Source organism: Bacillus sp. JK62 (assembly GCF_053663455.1).
Window position 1 is genome coordinate 106663 of record NZ_JBSJQA010000004.1, and the last position, 25713, is coordinate 132375.

Consider the following 25713-nt stretch of genomic DNA (forward strand, 5'->3'; position numbering starts at 1 on the left):
GCATCCTTATTTTTTGCCGTGCAGCGTTTTCAAAACCTCATAAAGCGACTGTTTTACCTGCTTTAATTCCTCTTTTGACAGTCCCGTCTGTTCCAGCATGGCAATGGGGATATCCGCCGCTGTATTCTGCAAGGCCCGTCCTTCATCTGTGAGCCTGATCGTCACGGATCGCTCGTCTTCAGCCGACCGCTTTCTCATGATGATTCCGTGCTGCTCCATCCGTTTCAGCATCGGTGTCAGCGTTCCGGAATCCAGGTGCAAAAGCTCACCCATCCGTTTCACATTCAGTTCTTCGTGCTCCCATAATAAAAGCAGCGCCAAATACTGGGGATAAGTTACGTTGAGCTTATCAAGCAGCGGTTTGTACCGTTTCGTCATTTCCCTTGAGCTTGCGTACAGCAAAAAACATAGCTGATTCTCCAGTTTCATATGTTCAAAATCTTTTTCTGCCATTACTTCTTTCACCAACTCTTTTTTGTTAACGTTACCCCTATTGTAGCCGAAAAACGGCCCATTTCCTATTGCAATCATGTTTAAAAATATGAGCAGGGGCAATATATACAGTAAGTACAATGAGGAGGCTGATAATAATGGCATTATTTACTTCAAAAGCGACCGCAGTCGGCGGACGAGCAGGACATATTAAATCCGAAGACGGGGTGCTGGATTTTGACATCATCATGCCGAATGCAAAAAAAGACGGAGAAACCGGCACAAACCCTGAACAGCTCTTTGCGGCAGGATATGCTGCCTGCTTCGGGGGAGCGCTTGAGCTCGCCGCCCAAAAACAAAAAATCGACATGACCTCTGAAATTGAAGGACAGGTCAGCCTTTTAAAAGATGAGAGTGACGGAGGTTACAAAATCGGTGTAACGCTCGTCATTGATACAAAAGATCTTGATAAAGAAACGGCGGAGAAGCTAGTGCACGCCGCTCACGAGTTCTGTCCGTATTCAAAAGCAACAAGAGGAAATGTAGACGTCAAACTTGAATTGAAATAAAGAAACGAACGAATATCCCGGATTTCATATCCGGGATATTTTATTAACGAAAACATCAGTAATGATCTCTTCCCTCCCGGAATAAGAATACGATATAGCACTTTTGCATAATGACACCAAGAGAAAAGAGGGAGAAATCGATGTCTCTTCCAAACATACCGAACATCACCCCCGACATTACACTCTCCAGATGTGAGACCCTGAACCTCCTTCTTTCATCCGTGGCTATGGAAGAAATCGGACTATCCCATATTCTGCAGGCGGAAGCGGAAAGGATTCAAATGTTTCTCAGCGCTTCCGGCGATCCCTCCTTAGGGGAATTATCATCAATCAATAGAAGCACTGAACGGCTCCTGCGCACCGTCATGAAATCACAACTCCTTTTGCAGACGAAGCTTGAAGACATTATCTACTTACAGGATGCTGAAGCCTGTATAGACCCGGACGATCCAAGTAATCCGAGTGATCCAGGCGATCCTGATGACCCGTGGAATCCGGATGATCCAAGTAATCCGAGTGGTCCGGGTGATCCTGATGACCCGTGGAATCCGGACGACCCAAGTAATCCGAGTGATCCGGGCGATCCTGATGACCCGTGGAATCCGGACGATCCCAGTGATCCGGAAGATCCGTGTGACGACCTGTTTTACGGCCGCATTGGCTGCTGTGAGTGCGGGGATTGTGAGGAATGCGATTGGAAGAAAAAAGGCGGGGAGCGTTCATAAAAAAAGACGGGTGAAGCATATGCCGTATCAAAACATCTCAAAAGCGAAACAGACATCTTTTGAAGCCTTGCATTGTCTCACGATGGCGCTGTTAAATATATTATCTGTGACCGTGGATAAAAGAAGGGGTTCAAATTACAAAGAAGAAATCAGGCTGTTCTCCGCATTGTGCCGCTGGCAGATGGAAACAGGCGGCCGGCTGTTTTTAATGATCAGCTTGGAAGAAGAACAGAAGCAGATGTATGAGCGGCACTTTCATGAAATGAAGACAGTGACGGAACGAACGAAAAAATTCATTTGTGAAAGCCCGCGCGAATTTCGGGCGCATCCCATTACGAAGCGGGCTGTCAGGCAGCTTCAGGAATGGGATGCAGAATCAACTGCCGAACCTGCCGTCAGATGGGTGCGGCCTGTCATCATAACGATGAACGGCACTCCTGAACGGCCTTGGTTCAATCAACAACTCCAAAATCGGGAAAGGTGAGAAAATGAGCGGAAATGCTGAATGTAAGCTGACTCTTTGCATGATTGTGAAAAACGAGGAGAGATACATCTCCCGTTGTTTATCAAGTGTACAAGACATCGCTGATGAGATCGTCATCGCAGACACCGGATCACAAGATAATACAAAAGATATATGCAAAAGCTTTCAGGCAAGAGTGTTTGATTTCGAATGGGAGAATGATTTCGCAAAGGCCAGAAATTACGCCCTTCAGCATGCCGAAGGGGATTGGATTTTAGTGCTTGACGCGGATGAAGAGCTCGATCAGGAGACGGGCCGTTTTTTAACTTCGCTGCTTCATGACGGATTACCGAGCCGGGGACTTTTGAAAATCATCAATTATACGGGGAAGCAGCTCGATGAAAACGAAGCGTTTGAAAGCATGCAGCCGAGACTGTTCCGCAATCATAAAGGCCTTCTGTATCAAGGCAGAATTCACGAGAATATCTCGGCTCCCAATGAGGAAGAAAACAATGCTTTTTTCACGCTCCCATGTGTGATTCATCACTACGGCTACTTGGAGCAGGAAGAAAAAATCAAGCAAAAACATAAACGGAATATCAGCATATTAAATGAAGAACTTTCAGAGGAAAATCCTGATCCGTGGCTAGTCTATCATTTGGCAAGTGAATGTTACAGAATAAAAGACTATGAAAAAGCATTACATCTTGTCAACGGCTCGATATTTCAATTTTTAAGTGAGAAACGAATGCCTCCGTCTCTTCTGTATTTTCTAAAATATACAATATTGCTTGAGCTCAAGCGATATGAAGAAGCCGAACAAGGAATTGAAAAAGTGCTCAAGCTTTATCCTGATTACAGCAATCTTCATTATTATAAAGGCCTTGTATTATATCATTTGGAAAAGTACAGAGCGGCAATCAAAGCATTTGAAGCCGGAACGCAGGTTGAAGGAGAAAACGCTGATCACTTCATTTTAAAAGGTGCCGCCGATTTCAGAGCTTTTTATTATATGGCGAAATGCCATGCTGCATTAAACCATGATATGACGGCCATCGCTTACGCCAAAAAATCCGTGAAATTCAATCCGCAATTTAAACCCGCGCAAGAACTTCTGTCTCAATTAAAAAAGGATCAGCGGACAAACGCCTGATCCTTTTTTTGCATGTTCCATTAAGATAATCGAATAATGTTTAAAGCTGCGCCGGCACTTCCTCCAAGCAATGTGGCCGCACCCAATAATCCGAACAGCTGGAGCTGAATGGTGCTGCCTGCTGTCAAAGTCACAATAAAGGAGTTATTGAAGTTTGCCAAAGACGCGACCGGGGCAATAATCGAACTTGCAGCCGGAGTGCCGTTGATTAAGATGCGCGAACTTACTAGCAGGCCGGCCGTTAAATTAATATGGTAGGAAATATAGTACCGTCCTGCCGGAGCAACGGTGAATACAGTATTTGCGGCATTAGCGGTAATATCCGCTGAGAGGTTTTGTTCATTCGGTAAGGAAATGGCCGTGCCGCCGTTAATAACTGCGACAACACCGCCGCCCGTATTGCTCGCATAGCCGGAAGTGGCTGTCAGACTTGTTCCGGTGCTTCCCGGAGGCCCTGTAATGCCGGTAGCCCCGGTAACACCGGTCGGTCCTGTAACGCCAGTAATTCCAGTTGATCCAGTACCGCCAGTAACCCCGGTAACACCGGTAGGTCCTGTGGAGCCAGTAGCGCCGGTGCTTCCCGCCGCAGCTAAAAGTGTATAGTCAGCTGAGGTTCCAGGGGTTCCCGACGGGCTGTTTACGTTTGCCACATAAGAGCTGCCGTTATACAAGACAACCTGTCCGGTCGTGTAAGTAGGGGCGGTCAGCGGATTAAAAGCAACAATCCCTTGAAGACCCGCACCGGTGACCCCTGTCGGCCCGATCGGTCCGGTTGGCCCCGTCGCTCCGGCCGGGCCGATTGCTCCCGTCGGCCCCGTGGCACCAGTCGGCCCCGCCAGTGTAGGGATATTTGAGATACTGTCCAATTTTGAACCGAGAAGAAGCTCCTGTTTCATTAAGCTGTCAAGCGTATCCCGGACGCTCTCATTCAGATTAAGAATATCCGCAAGACTTGACGGGGGTCCTGTTAATCCGGGAATCGTCCCGAGCGCGTATTGGATTTTTTCCCCTTCCGCATTCAGAATATGTGCCATTCCCAGCTCTTCCATAGCAATTGACGAAAGAAGAAGGTTAATGGTATCGTCTCTGGAAAGTGTAACGACAGGGGTGATATTGGGCAAATTAGGCTGTGACACAATGTCCCTCCTTATGAGTTGGCTGAAAATCATTTTATTACGAACAAAGTTCCCCCAAATGAGCGTAAGCAGTACTGTATCATTATATTCACTGATTCTGTCCAAGTTTCTGAACGAATTCCCTTCATTACTTTCATCATATATGAAGGAAATACTTTAAATATAGAGAAAATACATCGCACAGCATTCGCAAATCGTCAAAATGACAGCGGGACATGTGATCGTCTATAAAGCGATGGCTATATATCTTGTGCGTTTCCTGCAAAAACGCTCTTTTTCATTTCAAGTTTTCTGTATAAAAGGGCGAGAAGCATGGACGGTATCGTACAAACAATCATTCCGATAAAGGCATACCGGGGTTCAATTTCATATAAAAAACCTCCGAAAATAGTAAATACCGCAGTGCTCCAGCTGAGAGCAAGCGCTGAATATATGCCTTGGGCTTTCGGGATTTGCGCGGGTGAAATATTTTTAATTAAGTATTTCATAAATGCATAGTGTCCCATCGCGAATGAACAGGCATGCAACGTCTGCGCAATACAGAAAATGATGACATGCGGAAAGGCAAATACGAGTAACCAGCGTACGGTAGCACCAAGCGCCGCCAGGGCGAGCAAAGAGCCTGCCGTAAATTGATGAAAGTATCGGTCAGCGATTGCAAAGAAGATAATCTCCGCGATAACGGCGATGTTGATGATGATTCCGATGGCATATGCGGGCGCATCGATTTCCTGCAAAAAGAGATAACCGTAATTGTAGTAAGATGCATGTGCCGCCTGCAGTAAGATAACGATTGCGAGCACCAGACCGAAATATTTGATGCGAAATAAGGCAAACATGCCCTCTTTTCTTGCACGGTCTGTTTCCGGCCGTTTTGAAAGAACAGCTGGCGCATGCATAAAGCTGAGGCATGCGAATATCAGGGCGCCCAAAAGCAGTGCCCATAAAATCGCTTGATCTCCGAATATACCTGTAAAGACGGACAGGATGACGCCGGCTGAAACAAAACCCGCGGACCCCCACTGCCGGCTTGTCCCATAAGCCTTTAATTCGTTATGCTGTACAAGGACGCCGCAAGCGCTGTCTAAAGCAGGCATTAAAGCCGGGTAAAACACATGCAGCACTAATGTGACAAGAAGCAGGCTTTGAAAAGAATCAGCGGGAATATAACATAAAAGTGCGAGAAGCGTCCCGATTCTGGCGCCGTTTAATAAGGCTTTGCTGCTGAATTTTCCTGATAAATAAGGGAAGAAAAATAATGTGGAAATCCCTCTTGCCGCCAGGCCCAGACTCATAATGAAACTGGCTTCGGATACGGAAACCCCTTTTATATGCACCATCCATCCCGTCCAATAGGGCAGAAAAACACCCCATGTCATAAAAAAACTAAAAAAATGCAGACTCATCCAGCGATATGCTTTCATTCCCGTTCCTCCTTTAATTGGCATGTTATCATGTAAGGACATAAAGACAATATGAGATATCTCATATTTTTGGGGTGGACGATGGAAATTTATAAAGGCGAGAAAAAGCGGCATCAGTTAGAAAAACACTCAATCGCGCATTTATTCTCTTTCCCCGCTGAAGAGTTTATGGAAGTGCGCGAATATGAGCGGGACGAATGGATTATTCAAGAGGGCAGGAGACCTGACTTCCTGTTTTACGTGATTGAAGGAAAAGCGAAAATATATGTAACCCACCAAAACGGGAAAGTCTCTTTAATTAATTTTATCAACAAAAATGATTACATCGGAGAGATGGAACTATTACATGAAGTGTATTACACAAAAGGAATTCAAGCCTCAGCGAAAACTGTTTGTTTTGCTCTGCCTATTTACCGCTGCCGCGCGCAATTGCTGCAGGATGCGAAATTCCTGCGTGAGCTGGCTAAGTTTTTAAGTGCTAAGGCAACGCTTATGGCTTCGAAATATTCACAAAGTCTGGCGTTCCCGCTTGAAAACCGGCTTGCTGATTTTATTTTGCAGACGGCTTATAAAGGGGTTTATAAAGAGAAGCACGTAACGGTCTGTGATTATTTGGGTGTATCTTACCGTCATCTCTTGCATGTGCTGACGCAATTCTGCCAAAAAGGGTATTTGCAAAAAGAAGGGCGGGGCTATCAAATGAAGCAGTATGATTCATTGTATGAACTTGCAGAAGCGCTGCAGAATAAGTAGCACGCCCAGAAAAAACAGCCATCCGCAAATTACGGATGGCTGTTTTGATTATACAAGCTGAGCTTGTTTTTTTCGTGCCTGTTTCGCGGCGTCGACCATATTTTTTAATGCCGCAACGGTTTCTTCCTGCTGTCTTGTTTTCAGTCCGCAGTCCGGGTTTACCCAGAAGCGGTCAGTCGGACACACTTCAAGCGCGTCATCAATAATTTGATAGATTTCTTCAGTTGCCGGCACACGCGGGCTGTGAATGTCGTATACACCGAGTCCGAGGCCTTTCACGTAAGGATGTTCTTTCAGGTACTCTAAAAATCCTCCGTGGCTTCTGCTGTGTTCGATTGTAATGACATCCGCGTCAAGATCATTGATCGTATCTACGATATCTTCAAAGTTGCTGTAACACATATGCGTATGAATCTGCGTCTCGTTTCGCACAGAAGATGTCGTTAACCGGAATGCTTCTGCGGCCCAAGTTAAATATTCATCCCAATCCTGCGTTTTTAACGGCAGTCCTTCGCGGAGCGCGGGTTCATCCACTTGGATAATCTGAATACCGGCATCTTCAAGCGCTTTTACTTCTTTTCTGAGGGCAAGCCCGATCTGGAAGGCGATTTCTTTTCTTGAAATATCCACACGCGGGAATGACCAGTTTAAGATGGTGACAGGTCCCGTCAGCATGCCTTTCATGTGTTTTTCAGTCAGCGATTGGGCGTAGACCGTATCTTTTACCGTCATCGGTTCGATAAATTCGACATCTCCGAAAATGACAGGCGGACGTACGCAGCGTGAACCGTAAGACTGCACCCATGCATATTTCGTAAAGGCGAATCCGGCCAGTTTTTCACCGAAGTATTCGACCATGTCCGTCCGCTCAAATTCTCCGTGAACGAGCACGTCTAAGCCGATTTCTTCCTGAATGTCAACCCAGCGCTTCGTTTCCGCATTAATAAAGGCTTGGTACTGTTCATCCGTCCAATCTTTTTTGCGCCATTTTTGCCGTGCGCTCCGCACCTCGGCAGATTGAGGGAAGCTTCCGATTGTCGTCGTCGGCAGAAGAGGAAGACCGAGTGATTCATTTTGCAGCGCCAATCGTTCTTCAAAGCTTGCCGGACGGGAGAAATCTTTTTCCGTCAGCTGATTCAGCTCTTCTTTTTGAGCTGAGTTCGCTCCTGTTGCGAATGCTTTTAAAGCCTTAAGTGCCGCTTTTGATTCTTCGATCTGCTCACTGACGGCCGCTTTTCCGGACAGAAGCCCTTCTTTTAAGACGCCGAGTTCCGCCAGTTTTTCTTTAGCGTATGACAGGCCGTTCAGCAAATCCTTTTCAAGATGCTCGTCAGGGTGTTTCGCCACCGGCACGTGCAGAAGACTGCTTGAAGGCTGAATCCATAACTCCTCAACATCAGCGTGGCTGAGGATATCCAAAGCTGCATCAAGGCGTTCTTCAACATCGATTTTCCAAATGTTCCGGCCGTCGACCACACCGGCTGCCAGCACTTTATCTTTCGGGAAGCCGTGCTTTTTCAATTGCTCAAGGTTTCTGCCTTTATCATGCACGAAATCAAGTCCGATTCCCTGTACGGGATAAGAAACGAGTTCTTCATATGCATCAACTGAATCAAAGTATGTCTGCAGGAGGACATTCAGTCCTGAAAGCTCTTTTGTAATAGATTCATAGAGGTCTTTTGCGGCGCGGACATCTTCAGAAGAAGCTGTCACAAGGGCAGGCTCATCAATCTGAACCCATTTGACGCCTTCTGCTTCAAGCTCTTTCAGCAGCTGCACATAAAGAGGAACAAGGCGTTTTTGAATCGCTTTCGCTTCTGATTCTTCGTATCCTTTCGCAAGCGTGACGAATGTATACGGACCGACGATGACAGGTTTCGTTTCCGCTCCGAATTCTTCTTTGATCCGGCGGTAGTCGTCAAGCTGTTTGTTTCTCGTCAGACGGAATTCAATGCTTTCGTCATATTCAGGAACGATGTAATGGTAGTTGGTATTGAACCATTTCGTCATTTCACTGGAAACGGCGTCTTTTACACCGCGGGCAATCGCAAAGTATGTATCAACGGGATCCGTGATGCTGCGGAATCTTTCCGGAATCCAGTTAAAGCTGACGGCGGTATCAAGCACATGATCATAATGAGTGAAATCAGAGACCGGCACGATATCGATATGTTGGTCAAGCTGTGTTTTGACAGCTGATAAGAATAAACCGTCAAGCTTTTTAAGAAACGTTTCTTTATCAGTGTTTCCTTTCCAATAAGCCTCAAGTGCTTTTTTCCATTCTCTGTTCAAGCCGATTCTCGGAAAACCGAGGTTCGAAGTTTTGATTGTTGTCATTAAGTCTCCTCCTTTAAGTGAGATGTAACAAAAAAGCCTCTTTCTCATGAGAGAAAGAGGCTTTAACTTCAAAATGCAAGCCTCTCTTATCTCTCAGATCACGTCTGATGGAATTAGCACCGTGCCTTATGAGACAATCGTCTCGGCGCAAAAATCACGCGCCCCATTTCACAATGGAATTACGGTCGGTTGCTGTTGGGGTCAAAAGGCCAATCCCTCGCCCAACTCTCGATAAGAGAAAGTATTTCAATTTTTTTGAAAAGTTACATCATTTGTTGGTTATCTTATCAGCTTATTCAGATCACTGTCAATAGAAAATCTCACAATTTAAAAATTGGTGATGTGACAAACTGATCAATCATTATACGAGAAAAATATCAGAAAGACAGCAGCTGTGCCTGTTCGGCTCTTTCCATCAGTACTTCAGGCGCGTCTAAATACAGAAATCCGTTCCCGGCCAATGTTTTGGCGATGTCCAAAGGAAGGGTCCGCCGCACGAGCTGGGCGTAGACTTCAGCCTCAGAAAGCGTCCGCTGAAACGCGTCCTGTTCAAGCCCTTTTATTAAGGCAAGCGCTCCGCTCACATGCGGGGCGGCCATTGAAGTGCCCGTCAGCTTCCCGTATTTATGGTTGGGAAGGGTGGAGAGAATATTTTCTCCCGGAGCCACCAGGTCAATCTCTTTATTAGCGTTTGAAAATTCAGACGATTTACGGGCGATTGAGACTGATCCGACTGCGATCACTTCGTTGTAAGCGGCCGGATACGACAGTTCCTCTGTACGCTCGTCTCCGTCGCCTTCGTTTCCTGCCGCGCAAACGACCAGAACACCGCTTTTTACCGCATTTGTGACCGCTTCTTTCAGTTCAGGCACATCGCTTGGCCCGCCGAGTGACATGGAAATAATGTCCGCCTTTTGTTCAACGGCGTAGTTGATGCCGTTAATAATCCATTCGTATTTGCCGCTGCCGTTTTTCCCGCCGAGAACTTTAACGATTAAAAGGCTTGCTTCCGGCGCGACACCCGAAATTCCGCCGTTTGAATCATTGGCTGCAATCGTTCCGGAAACGTGTGTCCCGTGTCCGTTGTAATCGGAAATCACGTCTTCTTTGCCTCCGTCATCATCGGTGAAGTTTTTCCCGCCGACAATCCGGTCTTTCAAATCAGGATGATTGATGTCGCAGCCTGTGTCAAGCACCGCGATTTTAATATCCTTGCCTTTAAACCCTTTTGCCCACAACTCTGGCGCCTTAATCACTTTAATCCCCTCAGGAAGCTCGTTCACATCCATGATCTGTTCATCCGTGACATAAGGAATCAAATGCATTTCACCATTCATAAAAAAGCCCTCCTTTTTTATGCTTGCGAGTGGATACAAGGGTGTTGCTACTATTTTATGGCAGAGCATGCCGGCCGGAAAGAGTCATTTGAAGCATTTTCATAAAAAAGGCGTAATCTATCGGACTAAAAAATTTCAAATAAATGGATAGTTTGACAGCTTTCATTTTCATTCATGACCCGCTGACGCTATAATTGGAAATGGGAAAGGAGAAGAGAGATGAAGATAAATGAAGCGTTATACAGCTATTTTTCAGAACAAGTGGATCAAATTGCGAAAGAGTGGATCGAAACGATGGAAGATTCGGATCCGAATTCGATTTATTCTTTGACAAATCCCGTCATCACAGAAGAACTGACGGAGCAGGATAAAGAATTTTACCGGCATATTAATAAAATGTATATCATGCCGGAAAAAGAATTTTTAGAAGAGTTCGAGCGGTGGGTGATTGAGCTTGCGAAAGACCAGAAGCATCTGGATACTCCCGTCCAGTATGTGGTCCGTGAATTCATGAGAAACCGGAGACTATACATCAGTTATTATGATGCGTTTGCCGATAAACATGAATCTTCGTTTGCTCAGGGAGAAAGGAAGAAATGGGAGAATTTAATTACGCAAGTATTTGATTTTACGATTTACACGTTTGTCGATCATGCTGAGCATAACTCAAAAATGCAGCTGAATGCGCAAAGAGAAATGATTTTGGAGTTAAGCTCGCCGGTTATCACGCTGAGCAAACGGACGGCGCTGCTGCCGCTTGTCGGCGATATTGACACGGAGCGCGCCAAATTCATTCTTGAAAATACGCTGAGCACATGTGCAAAACGGCTGATTGAACATCTGTTAATTGACCTGTCGGGTGTAGTGGTTGTCGATACGATGGTGGCGCATCAGATTTTTAAATTAATTGAGGCGCTGAAATTGATCGGCGTCACGTCCACTTTATCCGGAATCAGGCCGGAAATCGCTCAAACCGCCGTACAGCTCGGCATTAATTTCTCAGATATTACGGTCAAGTCCAATCTCGCTCAGGCTCTCAATTATCATCAATAACATACATAACAAAACAGGCTGCCGAATCACTCCGGCGGCCTGTTTTTATATAAACAACAATGAAATGAGCCAGCTTGCCCCGAATAACAGAAGCACGAGCAGGAAAAAGCACCAGTCGGCGCGGCGCACAGTAACAGTTCTGTAAAACGTGCGGTTTCGGCTCCCCGTAAAGCCTTTAGATTCCATCGCGATCGCCGTGCGTTCCGCCTTTCTGATTGCGCCTGCCAATAGCGGAATGGTGAAGCGCCTGAAGGCGGAGAGCTTCCCTTTCAGCCCGGAATCAGACGCCGCACCCCTGATTCTGTGCGCCTGCCGGATGATCAGGATTTCATCTTTCAGAAGAGGGAGAAACCGGAATCCCGCGATAACGCCGTATGCAAGCTTGGGCGGCAGCTTACACTGCTGAATCAGACTGAGCATGAACAGAATCGGATCGGTTGTAAAAAGAAACATCATCGACAAAGCGGAAAAACATAGAATACGAAACGCGATAGAAATCCCGAGCGCCGCGTTATCACTGTTGACGGCAATCGGCCCGAGCTTAAACAGCAGATTGCTTCCGGTTGTCGGGACGTTTCCGAATACGGCGGCTGTCCATAAAGAACCGAAGGCCAGAATGACAAACGGAATCGTGAACAGCAGCCATTTTTTCAGCGGCACACGCCCCGCCGAGAGGACGCCTCCCGCAATGATGATATAAAACAAAGCAGGGGTGTACGGATTATAAATAAATGACAGCATAATGACGCATAACAATACAGCCGCCGCCTTTATTGACGGGTTAACAGCCTCCAGCCGCAAGTTCATTTCTCCGCCTCCTGTCGTGTTTCATCCATTCATACCGCAGCGGCAAAGCCAAATGTGCCTGCTCGGCGATCCCGATGTTATCAGAAAACAAAGCGTCGGGAGTTCCCCGGAATACCAGTTTCGTGCCGCAGAGCACAAGGATCGTGTCGGCATAATCCGAGACGAGTTCCATATCGTGTGTCACCATCAAAACAGCCGTTCCTTCCTTTTGAATCTCACGGAGCATTTGCATACACTCCCGCGCCGTTTTGGCATCCTGTCCGAAAGTCGGTTCATCAAGCATCAAAACGTTCACATTGTGCATAAGCATCGTCGCGACGCTGAGCCGGCGTTTTTGTCCTTGGCTTAAAGAAAACGGATGCTGTGAGGCATGGCGTCTCAGGCCGAATCGGGTTAACAGCTGAAGAGCTTTCTCCTTTGCGGCTCTGTTGCTTTCAAAACTGAACATCAGCTCTTGAATGACGGAATCTGTGACAAACTGGTGTTCAGGATTCTGGAAAACATATCCGATCTGCCGCCGCAGCTCTTTTTCAGAATAGGAATCAATCGGTCTGCCGTCTATTTTGATGTCTCCGCCCAGCGGACGGATGAGCTTGGCCGCAGCAGAAAGGAGCGTGGATTTTCCTGTTCCGTTAGGGCCGGCAATCGCGGTGATTGATCCTTTTTTTACGGAAAAGCTCACATCCTGAAAAATGACGTCTGCTCCTCTTGAGAATGACAGCCCGTGAACGCTCAGCGCGTCTTCTGCCGAAAGCGCAACGGGCCTGGGTTCAGGCAGAGATGGTACAGGTTCGTGAAACAGATTTTCTTTACACAATGTAAAAGGAATGCTGACGTGCTCCTGCAATGAGATCACACGCGGAATCGGAATGCCGAGCTGCATCAGCTCTTCAATCTTGGTTTCAAAGATAACATCCGTCTCTCCGTCCATCACCTTCTGACCCGTTTCGTCAAGCACAATCGTCCTGTCCATCCACGGCGCCCAGTGATCAAGCTGATGTTCGATAACGAGAAGGCCGAAGCCTTTTTTTGCTTGAAGATCTTTGATCAGCCGCACTAATTCACGTGCGGAATATGGATCAAGCTGTGCCGTCGGTTCGTCCAAAATAATGAGTTCCGGTTCCATTGCAATGATACAGGCAAGCGCCACTTTTTGTTTTGAACCGCCTGACAGCGAAGCGATCGTTCGCGTTTTCAGATGAGTGATCTCTAATTTTTCTAAAACGTCATCGATGATTGCGTCCATATCTTCTTTTGTATATTGCAAATTTTCCAGGCCGAAGGCGATTTCATCTTCAACCGTCAGCATGCAAAACTGCTGGTCCGGATCTTGAAACACGACGCCGATGGATCTGGCGGCGGGTTCTGTCAGATGTGAAAGAGGTGTTCCGTATAAAGAAACGGTTCCCGATTGAACCCCATCGCATGCTTCCGGGTACAGACCGTTTAAACAGAGAGCGAGCGAGCTTTTGCCGCATCCGCTCGGCCCGAGCAACAAAGCCCGCTCTCCTTTGCGGAGCTGAAAGGACACGTTTTGAAAAATCGGCTTTTCATCCTGATCATAAGAAAAGGTAAGACAGCTGGCCGATAGAAGGGGTTCAGATGCCTGCATCTTGGTTCACCTGTTTCTTTTTCTTCTTGAATTGTTTTCCGAGCGCCATGCCGTTCAGCACTCCTGTGTAAGCCAGCGCATCACTGATTGCTTTGCCGAGAAGGCCGGCAAGAAGCGCACCTGAGACCAGACGGATGAGAAGCATGACGGCTAATAAACCCGGATTCAAAACAGAGTATCCGGAAACGAACAAGTCATAAATGAAGCTTGTCACAGAAGACCCCATACCGGATAAAAGAAGCACGGGCAGGGTATACACCCGCCAGCGTGTCGCTAAAAAGACCGCTTCCGCACCGATTCCCTGTGCGATCCCGATCAGAATCACCATCGGTCCTGACGGATTTCCGAGTAAGCACTCCACAAACGCGGCGATGATTTCAGAAACGAGAGCCGCTCCCGGTTTTTGAATAATGTACGCGGCAATCACCGAGACGATAAACCAGATACCGTAAATCGGTTCATAACTCATCCGGCCGAAAAATCCTGCCGCTATATTGCTTGCATGAGTTGATACTAAATAAATGACAGCAAATACAACACTGATGACGGACATGACGACAATTTCTCTCATTTTCCAATTTTTCATTGTGATCTCCTGCTTTCTTATCGGATAGTTGTTTGTATGAAAGAGTTGATTTTACGAAAGACGATTGATCGTAAGTTTCATATTGCGGTGTCCTCCCCCGTTTTTTAATGAAAAATAAAAAACTGCATATCCGAGGGAATATGCAGCAGCAGAACGAAAACGCATGGGGAAAAACCCTGCGCTCCGGTCAATCTGCACTTCCCCACGCTGGTATTATCCAGATCGGGTTATAAGGGATCAAAACACGCTTGCCGCATGTTTTATCTCAGCCGATAACAGCACCCCTAGTGCGTTTCCTATACAGTTTTTTATGATGACATCATCATAGTTGATCATGTCTGATTTGTAAACAGCCTTTCTCCGAACAGAGTTTGGAATCGGACCGGAGGATCATTCATAAAGATAAGAAGACCCCTTTTGATCAAAAGGAAACGGAGGACATCTATGTTTGTTCATACAGTGCAGTCTGGCGACTCGTTATTTTCCATCAGCAGAAAGTACGGATATCCTGTTGACAGCATCAGAAGCGTCAACGGGCTTGAGGAAACGAATATCGTGCCGGGACAGGCGCTTTTAATCCCCCTTAATGAATATACGGTTCAGCCGAATGATACGTATGCCGTTATCGCAGGTAAGGCTTATGTGCCGCAGATGCAGCTGATGCAGGCAAACCCGGATATTCCGCCGAACCGGCTGCGGACGGGTATGAAAGTGAAGATCCCTGATATCTCTAACTATCTTGCGGGAACCCTGCAATTTTATGTCATTCGGACGCCTGAAGCGGATAGAGAGCTCATTAATGATTTTGCACCCTATTCATCGGCGATTTCTTTGTTTGAATATCATTTCGGCCCGAACGGAGATATCATGAATGATTTAAACGACAGAACCGCAATAGAAACCACATGGCAGAACAGAGTGCGCCCGCTTGCCGTCATTACGAATCTGACAGAAGGGGGATTCAGTCCGGAATTAGCCCATCAAGTGCTGCAAAATCCGGCGGCAAGAACGAATCTCGTCAACAATATCGTCTCCTTAACCGTAAGAAAGGGGTACGGCGGTGTAAATATCGATTTTGAACGGGTCAGAGAAGCTGACAGGGATCTCTTCACAGGATTTCTCCGGCAGTTAAAAACCCGGCTTTCAGAGCATCAGCTCGCGTTAACGATATCGGTTCCGGCGAAAACAAGTGATGCAGTGCCGTGGCTGAGGGGATATGATTACGGCGGAATCGGAGCCGTCGTCGATTACATGTTCATTATGGCGTACGACTGGCACCACGCCGGCAGTGAGCCGGGACCCGTGGCGCCTTTAACAGAGGTCAGGCAAACGATCAATTTTGCCATCAGCAGGGTGCCGAGAAGAAAAGTGATTCTCGGTGTTCCGCTGTACGGGTATGATTGGGTGATTCCGTACCGTCCGGGAACGATCGGATCCGCCATCTCCAATCAGCGCGCCATGGAAACGGCGATGAAGCATCAATCAATGATCCGTTATTCCCAGCAGGAGCGTTCCCCTTACTTCCGGTATACTGATGAAAATGGAAGAACGCATGAAGTGTGGTTTGAGGATGTACGGAGCATGAGTGAAAAAATGGTTCTCGTTCGGGAGTTCGGACTGCAGGCGATCGGCGCGTGGCAATTAACGCTCGGTTTCAAACCGGGCCCGTGGCTGCTTAGGAACTTTTTCACGATCCGAAAAATATAGCTGCATGTCCTTCTCCGCAAGTGATTTTTTCTTTCCTATGATAACGGAGCTTCTTTTGGACAATCTAAAATTGAAAAGGAGGTCTGTCATATGAAGAAAAGGGAAGAGCAGTATATCAACGAGGCTGAGTATGTACCGCACCCGACGAAAGAAGGGGAATACGCGCTCATGCTGCATGAATCCTATCATTTCCTTTCAGAAGAGGATGAAAGCGATTTGCCGGAATAAGGGTTTTATGCCTTTATTCCGTTTATTTTATAGGCATGTGCTGAAATCACAAATTTAAGGTTGACACATTCCTTTTTTTTCTGTAATCTCAGTGTGTCAATTCAAATAAGAACTTCGTTAGGTGAGGCTCCTGTATGGAGATACGCTGCTGCCCAAAAATGTCCAAAGACGCCAATGGGTCAACAGGAATCATCGACATAAGGTGATTCTTAACGCAGCTGGATGGCTGTCCTATGCCATACAGTGCTAAAGCTCTACGATTGGAGGCCCCGCACGTTTATTTGCCGTGCTTGTTTTCGCCTTCATATCGGAAGGTTTTTTTTATGCCTCAAAACGTACACGACTGAGCATGATAAGGAGGTGCGGAGTATGGATTCTCCCCATTCGAGTATGTCAGAAGAAGTACCCATATACAGCCAGATAACCAGTGACGACATGATGAGGAGACAAACCGCCGCACTTCCCTTGACGGACGGCGCGTCTCCGTAAAGGAGGTACGAGTCCCGATGGTCCAAAACATGACCTATGACGAACTCATATTACGCATTATCATTTTATTGCGGGACGGAAAAATAAAAGAATTCCGAAACATGATAGATGAGCTTCAGCCCTATGACATGGCATTTTTATTTAAAGAAATGCCGGAAAAGCACCGGGCCCGCTATCTGTCATATATGACGGTTGATGACATCACCGACATGATCGGAGAGCTGGAGCGGGAATTTCAGCTTGCCGTTTTGCATAAAGTCGGTAAAACGAAAGCCACTCTCGCAATGAATAAAATGGATAACGACGATCTCGCCGCTTTGCTGGAAGAGATGGATGAAGAACTGAAAGAACAGCTTTTATCCAGCATGGAGGCTGAGGAATCAAAGGCCGTACAGCTTTTGATGAACTATCCGCAAGAATCGGCGGGCCGGATGATGACGAACCGCTTCGTCTGGATTCCGCAGCATTATACAGTAAAAGATGCGGTCGTGAAGCTGAAAAGCTTTGCGGAAATCGCAGAATCAATTAACTACTTGTACGTGATTAATGACAGCAAGCAGCTTGTCGGGGTGCTCTCTTACAGAGATTTAATTCTCGGCGAGCCTGACGATAAAGTGCAGGATCTCATGTTTACGCGTGTCATCTCGGCCGGGGTGCTCCAAGACCAGGAAGAAGTCGCCCGGCTGATCCAGCGGTATGACTTTTTAGCCATTCCCATCGTGGAAGAAAATAATGTGCTTGTCGGTATTGTCACTGTCGATGATATTATCGACGTCGTGATCAAAGAAGCCGATGAAGATTACGAAAAATTCGCAGCCTCCGGTAAGGCGATTACATTTGATACGAAAGCATACGTGGCGGCGTACAGACGTTTGCCGTGGCTCATTCTGCTTTTGTTTATCGGATTGATTTCCGGAAGCATTCTGAATTATTTTGAAGATACATTGCAAAAAGTAGTCGCCCTCGCGTTTTTCATGCCGATGATCGCGGGAACGACGGGTAATACAGGCACACAGTCACTCGCCGTCGTCATCAGAGGACTGGCTAAAGAAGAAATGAATAAAAAAACCATCTTTAAACTGATTTTCCGTGAATTAAGAACCGGTATCTACATCGGCATCGTCTGTGCGATCGCGATAACGATTGTCGCAACCGTCTGGCAGAAAGACTTAACGCTCGGTTTTGTCGTCGGTTCATCGCTGCTTGCAACGTTGATTATCGGTACGATGGCCGGAACGATCGTCCCTATTATTCTTCATAAACTGAACATTGACCCGGCGATTGCGTCAGGCCCGCTGATTACGACACTGAACGATATTTTGTCCTTATTAATTTATTTCGGCATTGCAACTGCATTTCTTCATGCTTTATAAAAAAAGTCCGTCTCACAGGAGGCGGACTTTTTTGATCAGCGGTTTTTATACTTAAAATGAGCATTAAGCTGTCCTTCCAGCATTTTTTTGCGGAGCTGTGGGTCGTTTTTGAGAGCCTGTTCTTTTTTTCGCATGTCTTTTAAAATCTCGGCCGTCTGCACGCCGTCTTCCCGTTTGTTGGCAATATCCATCAGCCGCTCAACGTCCGCGAAGGAATACTTTCTCGTTCCCCGTGATGATCGCTGCGGGTAGATTAATTTCCGTTCTTCATAGTATCTGATCTGTCTGACTGACAATCCGGTTAATTCGCTTACAATGCCGATCGAGATTACTTTTTTATCTTTGTAAGATTGTTCGTCTGTCGTCATTTTTCCACCCCTGGATGTCTTTTACTCATATTATATAAGAAAAAAAGAGAAAAAACCTGACGCTTGTCAGGTTTTCTGACGCGGAATAGAAAATTTTAGAAAAAAAGCGGCAGAAAAATTGACAAGGTTAATGCATGGTCCTGTGCCCCGTTTTATTCTGTATTATACAGACACAATGAGGAGGAAGGATAGGAATGGAGAAAGAAAAAGCGGTTTCACTGGCAAAAGAAATCATTGAATTAGATATGAAACGCGATGAAATGCTGGAGGCGTTCATGCAGCTTGCCGGGGAACACGCTTTTCCGCTGCTCAGAGCCGTCCAGAACGGTCTTTACCGAAAAACATCATAATCTACAGAAGTTTTACAATGGCTTTATACATCCTTGATATAAAAGCGTTATTCTGATCATAGAATAACGGAAAACAAAGGAGGCCGTCATGAGTCGTTTGCTTCAAAATGCATTGGATAAAGAGAGAAACCATTATTCCAAAAAGCTTCTGCAGATCGGAGTCTATACGAAAGAAATACTTAATTCCATGACAATTACGGAGCTGAGAAAGGAATACGCGTATTTTTTTCGGAACATTCCCTATAAAGAACGGAACCCTTATACAAATTAAATGATGTATAAGGGTATTTTTTTATATAAAAAAGAAGGAATTCTGAAAAACGGCACGAATAGAATATAAAACAAAGAACGACTCTTATGAATTGTAAGGGTTTACATTATTTTTTTATAAAAATCTTAAATACGGGGTAGATATGATGAGATTATCATTTAACGAAGAAGAAGTGATGCGTTCGATGAATTTGTACAAAGTTTTTGCAAGGGCTTTCAAGAGTGTGTCTGAACACAGCATCCGCGACAGTAAAGAACACGGTTTTAATCCGACTGAATTTGCCGTTTTGGAGCTGCTCTATACGAGAGGACCGCAAAAGCTTCAGCAAATCGGGTCGCGTCTTTTGCTTGTCAGCGGGAATGTCACCTATGTCATCGACAAGCTTGAAAGAAACGGGTTTTTGGTCAGAGAACAAGACCCGAAGGACAAACGGTCTGTTTACGCCCATTTAACTGATAAAGGAAACGAGTATTTGGATAAAATTTATCCGATTCATTCATTGAGAATTGCGAGAGCGTTTTCAGGACTTATGCCTGAGGAACAGGAACAGCTGATAGCCTTACTGAAAAAAGCGGGAATTCACAGCCAGCATTTGCTTTTCCGTTAAAAGAAAGCGGATACAGACACTCTTCTTCATGAAGAGTGTTTTTTTCTGTTTCGGACAGTAGAGCCTGACGCGGTTTTTGCATAAGCTGATACAGGGCGGCATCATTATTTACCAATCATAATGTGACATGCCCCATGCCAAAATATGAGGGTGCTTTGAATATAAAGAAGGTGAACATGTGAGAAGCTGTCTGCTGTCTATATGGTACTTACTTGATCCGCTTTATTTCTTCTTTACCCGGCTGACGCTGATTGATAAACGGCAATCGAATGTATTCCGCGTCCGTTTGACTAGATATAAAGGAAAAGAAGTCATCCTGAGCGACGGAACCAGAATTAAAAAAAACGACGTGTTAGTTAAGATTCATCTTCATAATGTCAAACTCCTGAAAGAGCTGCAGCCTATTGAAAGCGCGGTCAGAAGGGGGATTATGCTATATCAGAAGGTATATCAATCCATGCCTCATTTAGCGGATTATATTAACCGGCATAAACGGAAAGACGAGATTAAGGGAGTCGTCGGCATTACAATGCTTCATAAAGGAGCGGCGAGACTCGGTTTTGATGTGATAAAACCGTCCAGCGGCTGCTACAGGCTGTTTAAGAAAGCGGCCCATCTTCCGATTTTATACTTTACTGCAAAACAGCTCACCCTCAAAAACATTCCTTACTCCTGCTATTTATTTATTTCCAAAGAAAAATTGATGTGCACGTATCAGACTGAAAAGAGCTGACAAAAAGCGTCAGCTCTTTCTCTTGATTTGCTCAAGCACGATTGAAAGCGGGCCGTCCTGCGGATTCCGGTAAAAATCATAAAACGGATCTCCCTCTGTCCTGACGCGGTTCACTACTGTATCGATCGTATAATCATCAGGTGTTAAAGAGGAGTTGACTTCGCTCCAATAAAGGGGAGCCGCAACCGTTCCCAATTCGTTGCCCCGGGTCGAATAGGGGGCGATAATGGTTTTCCCTTCGGCATGCTGCAAATAATCTAGGTAGAGCCTGCCGTTTCGGTTTTTGATAAACCGCTCTGTCGTAAAAAGATCCGGGCGCGTCCTGACGCAATAATCGGCGATGAGCATTGTGAAGGCACGGGTTTCTTCATAGGTGAATGCTTCCGGTGAAAGCGGGATGTAGAGCTGAATGCCTTTATTTCCGGAGAGCTTCGGGAATGACGTCATGCTGAATGAGTCAAACAGCTGTTTCAGCACATGCGCAGCCTCTACTGCCATGGGAAAATCATTCCTTGACGGAGGATCAAGATCAATGACGATTTCTGCGGGCCTTTCAGAATGAACTTTCTGAAACGGAACGTGAAATTCAAGCGCCAGCTGATTAGCCAGCCATAGAAGTGACGGTATGCTGCTGCATACGATGTGCTCGTGGCTCCCGTCAAACACGCTTGAGACAAAGTCCGGCGTGTAGTCCGGTTTGTTTTTTTGAAAAAAAGATTCGCCAGGCGCGCCGTGCGGATAACGGATCACCGTGACGGCCCGATCTTTAAGAAAGGGCATCAGAAAATCGCTCATTTTTACCATATAACTAAGGAAATCTGCTTTCGTTTTTTCACGTTTTTTAAAAACGATCTTATCCAGGCTTGTGAACTGCAGCTTCGGCGGCAGCGTTTTAGAGCGGAGGATAAGCTGCTGATACGTGCATTCCGTCCAATCCATTTCAAACTGAAAGGACACAAAAGATACTTCACGCAGCGTGTCCTGCAATATGGTTAAATACTGCACGGTCATGCAGATAGAAGGCTCAAGTGTATACTCGCCGCTTTTTTGTTTTTTTCCGTGGGTCTCCATAATGGTTCTGACGGCGTTTTTTTCTTCCGCCTGCATGCCGTGGGAAACGGAAGCGATCGGGACGACGATGCCGTCTTTCAAAACAGAGGCCGTCACATACCCGTTCTTCGGATTGAATCCGGTTAATAGCACGTGAGCCGTTTTCATATGTTTATACTTCTGCCAGTCGGGAGACCGTTTATTTTCCGACCAGCCGCTGGAAGCCCTTTTGGCTACGATACCTTCTCCGTCATGGCGGACGACCTTGTCCCAAAGCGCATTAAAGTCAGTGTGCTCCGGAATGTATTGAATCGCTTCTTCCGCTAAGTGATGAGGGCAGGCGGGAAGATTTGCTTCTTTAAGCAGCTTGGAAAGGGCGCGCTTCCGTTTCACATACGGTAATGAGACGGTGCCGGCGCCTTCCAGAACGAGGAGATCAAATGCCAGAAAGCGGCACGGCCGTCTATCAGCGGTGCTTTCAATTGCTTCCGTCCGTTTTAAACGTCCGCGGATTTGAAGATGCTCAAAGTCCGCTCTGTACGGATTGATTAAATAGACAAGCTCTCCGTCAAGCGTAATGGGGAACCTGTCTTTCATGTGCTGAAAACACCGGGCCGCAAAAGCCGTGATTTCCGGAAATTGATTCGTCAGCGTCTGTCCGTTTCTGCTGGTTAATGTAACACCGCTTTCGTCTATGCGGAGAAGACAGCGGAATCCGTCATACTTTACCTCATAGCGCCACTCGCTGCCTTCAGGCGGTACAGAGGTCAAAATCGGCTGCATCGTCAGCACCATGATTAAGACGTTCCGGCTTTTTGTCTGGTCGTCTTCTGCTTTTTGCCTCCGCCGCCTGCTGACGCTGTGTCTTTTGTCCGTGCCGGTGCAGCCTGTTCGCGATTCGGCCGCTTCGTCCGGTCAATGCTTGCCTGAAGCGCGCTGACAAGATCAATGACATCTTCTCGCGGGCCGGCAGGAGCAGGTGTCACACCCGCTTCTTCATGTTCGAGCTTATCGTTAATTTTGGCGAGAAGGGCTTTCCGGTATGTGTCTTCATATTGTTCTGGGTCAAACTCGGTTGTCAGCTCATTAATTAACGTAATCGCCGTCTGCAGCTCTTTTTCATTAATGGCTGTCTGCTCAGGAACGCCCGGCACATGTCCGGCATTTCTGACTTCATCCGGATAATGAATGGATTCCATCACGATACAGTTGTCATACACGCGAAGAATTGCAAGCTGCTGTTTAGAGCGGATCGTAATGGAGGCAATCCCGATTTTACCCGTCGTCCTCAGCGCTTCCCGCAGAAGTGTATAGGCTTTTGTGCCGTTATCTCCCGGCCCGACATAATATGATCGGTTAAAATAAATCGGATCAATTTCCTGCAGCTGGACAAAGTCAACAATCTCAACCGCTTTTTCTTCATGTTCCTGTTTTACGTCTTTCAAGTCTTCGTCTGTCATAATGACGTATTTCCCTTTTACATACTCATAGCCTTTCACGATTTCATCAGGCTCCAGACTCTTTTCACATCCGGTGCAGATTTTTTCGTATTTAATCGGCGCATGGTCTTCTTTATGAAGACTGCGGAATTTTATATCTTTATCTTCAGTGGCCGCAAAGAGCTTGACCGGGATATTGACGAGGCCGAAACTGATCGAACCCTTCCACATCGTGTGCATGAATAAAAACTCCTTTTTGTCTTTATTGTGGATAAACGGGTCCGTTCCATGTGTAGCAACTTATGGGTGATGCGGCGCTTCATGGAGCGGCTGTTCCATTTCCTCATGCGGTAATGCCCGGCTGAAAAGGAAATCGCATTCTTATTCATCTATTTACAATCAGTGAATCGGTAAGTTCTTTAAAGCGCTGAAGTCCCCGAAAATCATCAATGATAATCAAAAAGAGTATACAGAATCATTCCCCGGGAAATGCCCACACATTTCCATGTAGTGACTGAGAGTTTCCCGCTCCCATAAAACAGATTCGGTGGCAAAGATCCCGGCAAAACGCACTGCCCATATGAACTGAATCCCGGTCAGCCGCCGCTTACCGCGAAGGGTAACTTTTCCAGAGATCTTAAGTGATGTAACCGCCGCCAGACGAGCAATCAGGAGAAAGGCGGGATGTTGTATTGCGCATGTCATTCCCTCCCGCTATACCGATCTGAAACGACTCACATTTATAACGGGCATGTCTAAAAGATATTTCAGCCTCAAGGTTTTGTGTTAAAATCATTCTTAAGTTTCAGAATATAGACGTAAGCCGGGAGTGATAGATCATCGAAGATTTCATCATATCAATAATTGAAGCGTTTAAAAGCTTATCTTACGCCGGAATTTTTTTGGCGCTCAGTATAGAATTCATCCCGGCGGAAATTGTTCTTCCGCTTGCGGGCTATTGGGTCTCAAAAGGGGATATGACGCTTGCCGGAGCCGTGTTTGCCGGTTCGCTCGGCGGTGTTTCAGGTCCGCTTGTCTTATATGGGATCGGCAGGCTGGGCGGTCGGCCGTTTTTGCTGAAATATGGAAAGTGCATATGGATAAAACCCGAATCCCTGCAGAAATCAGATGATTTCTTTCAGAAGCACGGAGGTTTGGTAGCGTTCAGCGGCCGTTTTATACCGGGGGTCAGGACGCTGATTTCTTTGCCGTGCGGCATTGCAAAGATGAATATCTGGGTGTTCTCTCTATATACATATGCAGCGATGCTGCCGATTACATTTGCTTACGTATACCTCGGAATGAAACTCGGGGAAAATTGGAAAAGCGTCGGTTCCATTCTCGATCAATATATGCTTCCGCTAGGTATATTCATTGTGTTGCTTCTCGTTCTTTGGATGTTTTTGAAGAGAAGAAAACAGCGGATCAAAACAGAAAAAATTTCTCAATTTGTTAAAAAAGTTAAGCGTTGACAAATGATGAAACAGGCTTTATTATGAGCGTATAAACAAATATTTCTTGAAATCCCAAAGGGGAGTAGCGTCCGGATATTCCGGAAACAAAGTCGTCAATTCATGGATCATATCCATCGGCTTTGTTGGCATGCCAATCATTCATGTCTAGCAAGACCTTTGCCTTATATCGGCAAAGGTCTTTTTTGCGTAAAAAAACCGCCGGTATAAGCTCGGATGATAGAAAAAAGAAACGGAGGGAATGGATTGGACTTTGCATTATTATTGGAGTATGGATGGGTTCTTCTTGTTTTAATCGGGCTGGAAGGGATTTTGGCGGCGGATAACGCGCTGGTGATGGCTGTGATGGTGAAGCATCTTCCAGAAAAACAAAGGAAGAAGGCTTTATTTTACGGATTGGCGGGCGCATTTATTTTGCGTTTCGGGTCGCTGTTCGCTATTTCTTTTCTGGTGAATGTTTGGCAGGTCCAGGCCGTCGGCGCTTTATATCTGTTTTACATTGCGGTCAGCCATTTGCTGAAGCGGTATGTATTCAAAGATAACGCCGGTCAGAAAAAGCAGAAAGAAAGCGGGTTTTGGCAGACTGTCTTGAAAGTGGAGCTCGCAGACATCGCTTTTGCCGTTGACTCCATTTTAGCGGCGGTCGCGCTTGCCGTAACGCTTCCGGGGACACGGCTTCCCGCCATCGGCGGCTTGGACGGCGGTCAGTTTCTCGTTATTTTAGCCGGCGGCGTAATCGGTTTAATCATTATGCGTTTTGCGGCATCAATGTTCGTATCCTTACTGAAAACCAGGCCGGGCCTTGAAACGGCGGCATTTGTGATTGTCGGATGGGTAGGCGTGAAGCTCGCTCTTTATACGTTGGCCCATGAGGAACTCGGTATAATTCCGGCAGATGTCATCCATTCGGCGGCCTGGAAAATCATTTTCTGGGCGGTTCTGGCTGCCATTGCGGTTTGCGGATGGTTTATGTCAGGAGCAAAACAAACAGAGTCCGGCGCGGCATCGGAAAAAAGAGAACACGCGTAAAATGATCAAAAAGGGAGTCTGGCTTTTTAAAAAGCAGGTTCCCTTTTTTGTTTGAAACGCTTACATTTAAGACATATGATAACAATTTTATAACAGCATTGTTACAAAAAACACAGAGAAAACCCCCTTAATTCTGCATGGGGGCACGAAATCATGTATAGTACGTCTTATTGGCTTGTCATAATTGAGACAAATGAAATCGATTTCTCT

Annotated in this window: 26 protein-coding genes and 3 riboswitches; of the genes, 15 read left to right on the forward strand and 11 right to left on the reverse strand. The window is 46.2% G+C overall.

Annotated elements, in window-relative coordinates:
- Positions 1-6 precede the first annotated feature (6 nt).
- A complete protein-coding gene (locus ACWJJ4_RS11730) occupies positions 7-453 on the reverse strand; it encodes a MarR family winged helix-turn-helix transcriptional regulator (RefSeq protein ID WP_014304877.1) in 447 nt (148 codons plus the stop codon).
- 137 nt (positions 454-590) lie between these two features.
- Between ACWJJ4_RS11730 and ACWJJ4_RS11735 the strand changes: the two genes are divergently transcribed.
- The 4 genes from ACWJJ4_RS11735 to ACWJJ4_RS11750 all read left to right on the forward strand — a co-directional run bounded on the left by ACWJJ4_RS11735 (position 591) and on the right by ACWJJ4_RS11750 (position 3342).
- A complete protein-coding gene (locus ACWJJ4_RS11735) occupies positions 591-1001 on the forward strand; it encodes an organic hydroperoxide resistance protein (protein WP_003154758.1) in 411 nt (136 codons plus the stop codon).
- A gap of 140 nt (positions 1002-1141) precedes the next feature.
- Positions 1142-1726, forward strand: a complete 585-nt coding sequence (locus tag ACWJJ4_RS11740) for a hypothetical protein (protein ID WP_225979747.1) — start codon at positions 1142-1144, stop codon at positions 1724-1726.
- Positions 1727-1745: 19 nt separating this feature from the next.
- Complete coding sequence (locus tag ACWJJ4_RS11745) at positions 1746-2210, forward strand: hypothetical protein (RefSeq protein WP_146283595.1); 465 nt, start codon at positions 1746-1748, stop codon at positions 2208-2210.
- A gap of 4 nt (positions 2211-2214) precedes the next feature.
- The gene (locus tag ACWJJ4_RS11750) at positions 2215-3342 is read left to right on the forward strand and encodes a glycosyltransferase (RefSeq protein ID WP_024085212.1); all 1128 of its coding nucleotides are present in this window, start codon (positions 2215-2217) and stop codon (positions 3340-3342) included.
- 20 nt (positions 3343-3362) lie between these two features.
- On the opposite strand, the gene ACWJJ4_RS11755 is transcribed toward ACWJJ4_RS11750, so the two are convergent.
- Both ACWJJ4_RS11755 and ACWJJ4_RS11760 read right to left on the reverse strand, forming a co-directional pair.
- Positions 3363-4478 (reverse strand): BclA C-terminal domain-containing protein, encoded by a 1116-nt coding sequence (locus tag ACWJJ4_RS11755; protein ID WP_146283594.1) that lies wholly within the window; start codon positions 4476-4478, stop codon positions 3363-3365.
- A 239-nt stretch (positions 4479-4717) separates the two neighbouring features.
- Positions 4718-5902 (reverse strand): MFS transporter, encoded by a 1185-nt coding sequence (locus ACWJJ4_RS11760; protein ID WP_077722115.1) that lies wholly within the window; start codon positions 5900-5902, stop codon positions 4718-4720.
- A gap of 81 nt (positions 5903-5983) precedes the next feature.
- Between ACWJJ4_RS11760 and yeiL the strand changes: the two genes are divergently transcribed.
- Complete coding sequence (gene yeiL / locus ACWJJ4_RS11765) at positions 5984-6655, forward strand: transcriptional regulator YeiL (protein WP_077722116.1); 672 nt, start codon at positions 5984-5986, stop codon at positions 6653-6655.
- Positions 6656-6703: 48 nt separating this feature from the next.
- On the opposite strand, the gene metE is transcribed toward yeiL, so the two are convergent.
- Entirely contained in the window at positions 6704-8992 is a 2289-nt protein-coding gene (metE, locus tag ACWJJ4_RS11770) for a 5-methyltetrahydropteroyltriglutamate--homocysteine S-methyltransferase (protein WP_176283286.1), read from the reverse strand.
- A gap of 83 nt (positions 8993-9075) precedes the next feature.
- Positions 9076-9230: riboswitch (SAM riboswitch) on the reverse strand.
- A gap of 139 nt (positions 9231-9369) precedes the next feature.
- Positions 9370-10329 (reverse strand): S8 family peptidase, encoded by a 960-nt coding sequence (locus tag ACWJJ4_RS11775; RefSeq protein ID WP_014304883.1) that lies wholly within the window; start codon positions 10327-10329, stop codon positions 9370-9372.
- A 219-nt stretch (positions 10330-10548) separates the two neighbouring features.
- On the opposite strand from ACWJJ4_RS11775, the gene ACWJJ4_RS11780 reads away from it, so the two are divergent.
- Entirely contained in the window at positions 10549-11382 is an 834-nt protein-coding gene (locus tag ACWJJ4_RS11780; RefSeq protein WP_176283287.1) for an STAS domain-containing protein, read from the forward strand.
- A 45-nt stretch (positions 11383-11427) separates the two neighbouring features.
- On the opposite strand, the gene ACWJJ4_RS11785 is transcribed toward ACWJJ4_RS11780, so the two are convergent.
- Genes ACWJJ4_RS11785 through ACWJJ4_RS11795 form a run of 3 tightly spaced genes read right to left on the reverse strand, consistent with a single transcriptional unit; the run spans position 11428 to position 14387 of the window.
- Positions 11428-12189, reverse strand: a complete 762-nt coding sequence (locus tag ACWJJ4_RS11785; protein WP_101562941.1) for an energy-coupling factor transporter transmembrane component T family protein — start codon at positions 12187-12189, stop codon at positions 11428-11430.
- Positions 12164-13801 carry an ABC transporter ATP-binding protein gene (locus tag ACWJJ4_RS11790; protein ID WP_176283288.1) on the reverse strand — a complete coding sequence of 546 codons (1638 nt, stop codon included), beginning with the start codon at positions 13799-13801 and terminating at the stop codon, positions 12164-12166. The genes ACWJJ4_RS11785 and ACWJJ4_RS11790 overlap by 26 nt, the downstream gene beginning before the upstream one ends.
- Complete coding sequence (locus tag ACWJJ4_RS11795; protein ID WP_003154744.1) at positions 13788-14387, reverse strand: ECF transporter S component; 600 nt, start codon at positions 14385-14387, stop codon at positions 13788-13790. The genes ACWJJ4_RS11790 and ACWJJ4_RS11795 overlap by 14 nt, the downstream gene beginning before the upstream one ends.
- A gap of 182 nt (positions 14388-14569) precedes the next feature.
- Positions 14570-14683: riboswitch (TPP riboswitch) on the reverse strand.
- A gap of 148 nt (positions 14684-14831) precedes the next feature.
- Here ACWJJ4_RS11795 and ACWJJ4_RS11800 point away from each other — a divergent pair.
- From ACWJJ4_RS11800 to mgtE, 3 genes are all read left to right on the forward strand, one after another.
- Complete coding sequence (locus ACWJJ4_RS11800; RefSeq protein WP_003154742.1) at positions 14832-16094, forward strand: glycoside hydrolase family 18 protein; 1263 nt, start codon at positions 14832-14834, stop codon at positions 16092-16094.
- Positions 16095-16184: 90 nt separating this feature from the next.
- Positions 16185-16322 (forward strand): transcriptional regulator SplA domain-containing protein, encoded by a 138-nt coding sequence (locus ACWJJ4_RS11805; RefSeq protein WP_003154740.1) that lies wholly within the window; start codon positions 16185-16187, stop codon positions 16320-16322.
- Positions 16323-16428: 106 nt separating this feature from the next.
- Positions 16429-16594: riboswitch (M-box (ykoK) riboswitch) on the forward strand.
- 234 nt (positions 16595-16828) lie between these two features.
- On the forward strand, positions 16829-18184 hold the full coding sequence (gene mgtE / locus ACWJJ4_RS11810) for a magnesium transporter (protein ID WP_014304888.1): 1356 nt from the start codon (positions 16829-16831) through the stop codon (positions 18182-18184).
- A gap of 35 nt (positions 18185-18219) precedes the next feature.
- On the opposite strand, the gene tnrA is transcribed toward mgtE, so the two are convergent.
- Entirely contained in the window at positions 18220-18552 is a 333-nt protein-coding gene (tnrA, locus tag ACWJJ4_RS11815; protein ID WP_003154734.1) for a MerR family transcriptional regulator TnrA, read from the reverse strand.
- A 194-nt stretch (positions 18553-18746) separates the two neighbouring features.
- Between tnrA and ACWJJ4_RS11820 the strand changes: the two genes are divergently transcribed.
- The 4 genes from ACWJJ4_RS11820 to ACWJJ4_RS11835 all read left to right on the forward strand — a co-directional run bounded on the left by ACWJJ4_RS11820 (position 18747) and on the right by ACWJJ4_RS11835 (position 20513).
- Positions 18747-18902, forward strand: coding sequence for a hypothetical protein (locus ACWJJ4_RS11820; protein ID WP_003154733.1), 156 nt, complete (start codon positions 18747-18749; stop codon positions 18900-18902).
- Positions 18903-18990: 88 nt separating this feature from the next.
- Complete coding sequence (locus ACWJJ4_RS11825; protein WP_003154731.1) at positions 18991-19173, forward strand: Fur-regulated basic protein FbpA; 183 nt, start codon at positions 18991-18993, stop codon at positions 19171-19173.
- A 142-nt stretch (positions 19174-19315) separates the two neighbouring features.
- Complete coding sequence (locus ACWJJ4_RS11830; RefSeq protein ID WP_007610911.1) at positions 19316-19780, forward strand: MarR family winged helix-turn-helix transcriptional regulator; 465 nt, start codon at positions 19316-19318, stop codon at positions 19778-19780.
- A 178-nt stretch (positions 19781-19958) separates the two neighbouring features.
- A complete protein-coding gene (locus tag ACWJJ4_RS11835; RefSeq protein ID WP_077722120.1) occupies positions 19959-20513 on the forward strand; it encodes a YkoP family protein in 555 nt (184 codons plus the stop codon).
- 9 nt (positions 20514-20522) lie between these two features.
- Here ACWJJ4_RS11835 and ACWJJ4_RS11840 read toward each other — a convergent pair whose 3' ends face one another.
- Together ACWJJ4_RS11840 and ku are read right to left on the reverse strand one after the other, a co-directional pair.
- Complete coding sequence (locus ACWJJ4_RS11840; RefSeq protein WP_176283289.1) at positions 20523-22358, reverse strand: DNA ligase D; 1836 nt, start codon at positions 22356-22358, stop codon at positions 20523-20525.
- Positions 22359-22360: 2 nt separating this feature from the next.
- Positions 22361-23242 carry a non-homologous end joining protein Ku gene (gene ku / locus ACWJJ4_RS11845; RefSeq protein WP_025851726.1) on the reverse strand — a complete coding sequence of 294 codons (882 nt, stop codon included), beginning with the start codon at positions 23240-23242 and terminating at the stop codon, positions 22361-22363.
- A 662-nt stretch (positions 23243-23904) separates the two neighbouring features.
- Between ku and ACWJJ4_RS11850 the strand changes: the two genes are divergently transcribed.
- Together ACWJJ4_RS11850 and ACWJJ4_RS11855 are read left to right on the forward strand one after the other, a co-directional pair.
- A complete protein-coding gene (locus ACWJJ4_RS11850; protein ID WP_025851722.1) occupies positions 23905-24474 on the forward strand; it encodes a DedA family protein in 570 nt (189 codons plus the stop codon).
- A 246-nt stretch (positions 24475-24720) separates the two neighbouring features.
- The gene (locus ACWJJ4_RS11855; RefSeq protein ID WP_025851720.1) at positions 24721-25503 is read left to right on the forward strand and encodes a TerC family protein; all 783 of its coding nucleotides are present in this window, start codon (positions 24721-24723) and stop codon (positions 25501-25503) included.
- Positions 25504-25713 lie beyond the last annotated feature (210 nt).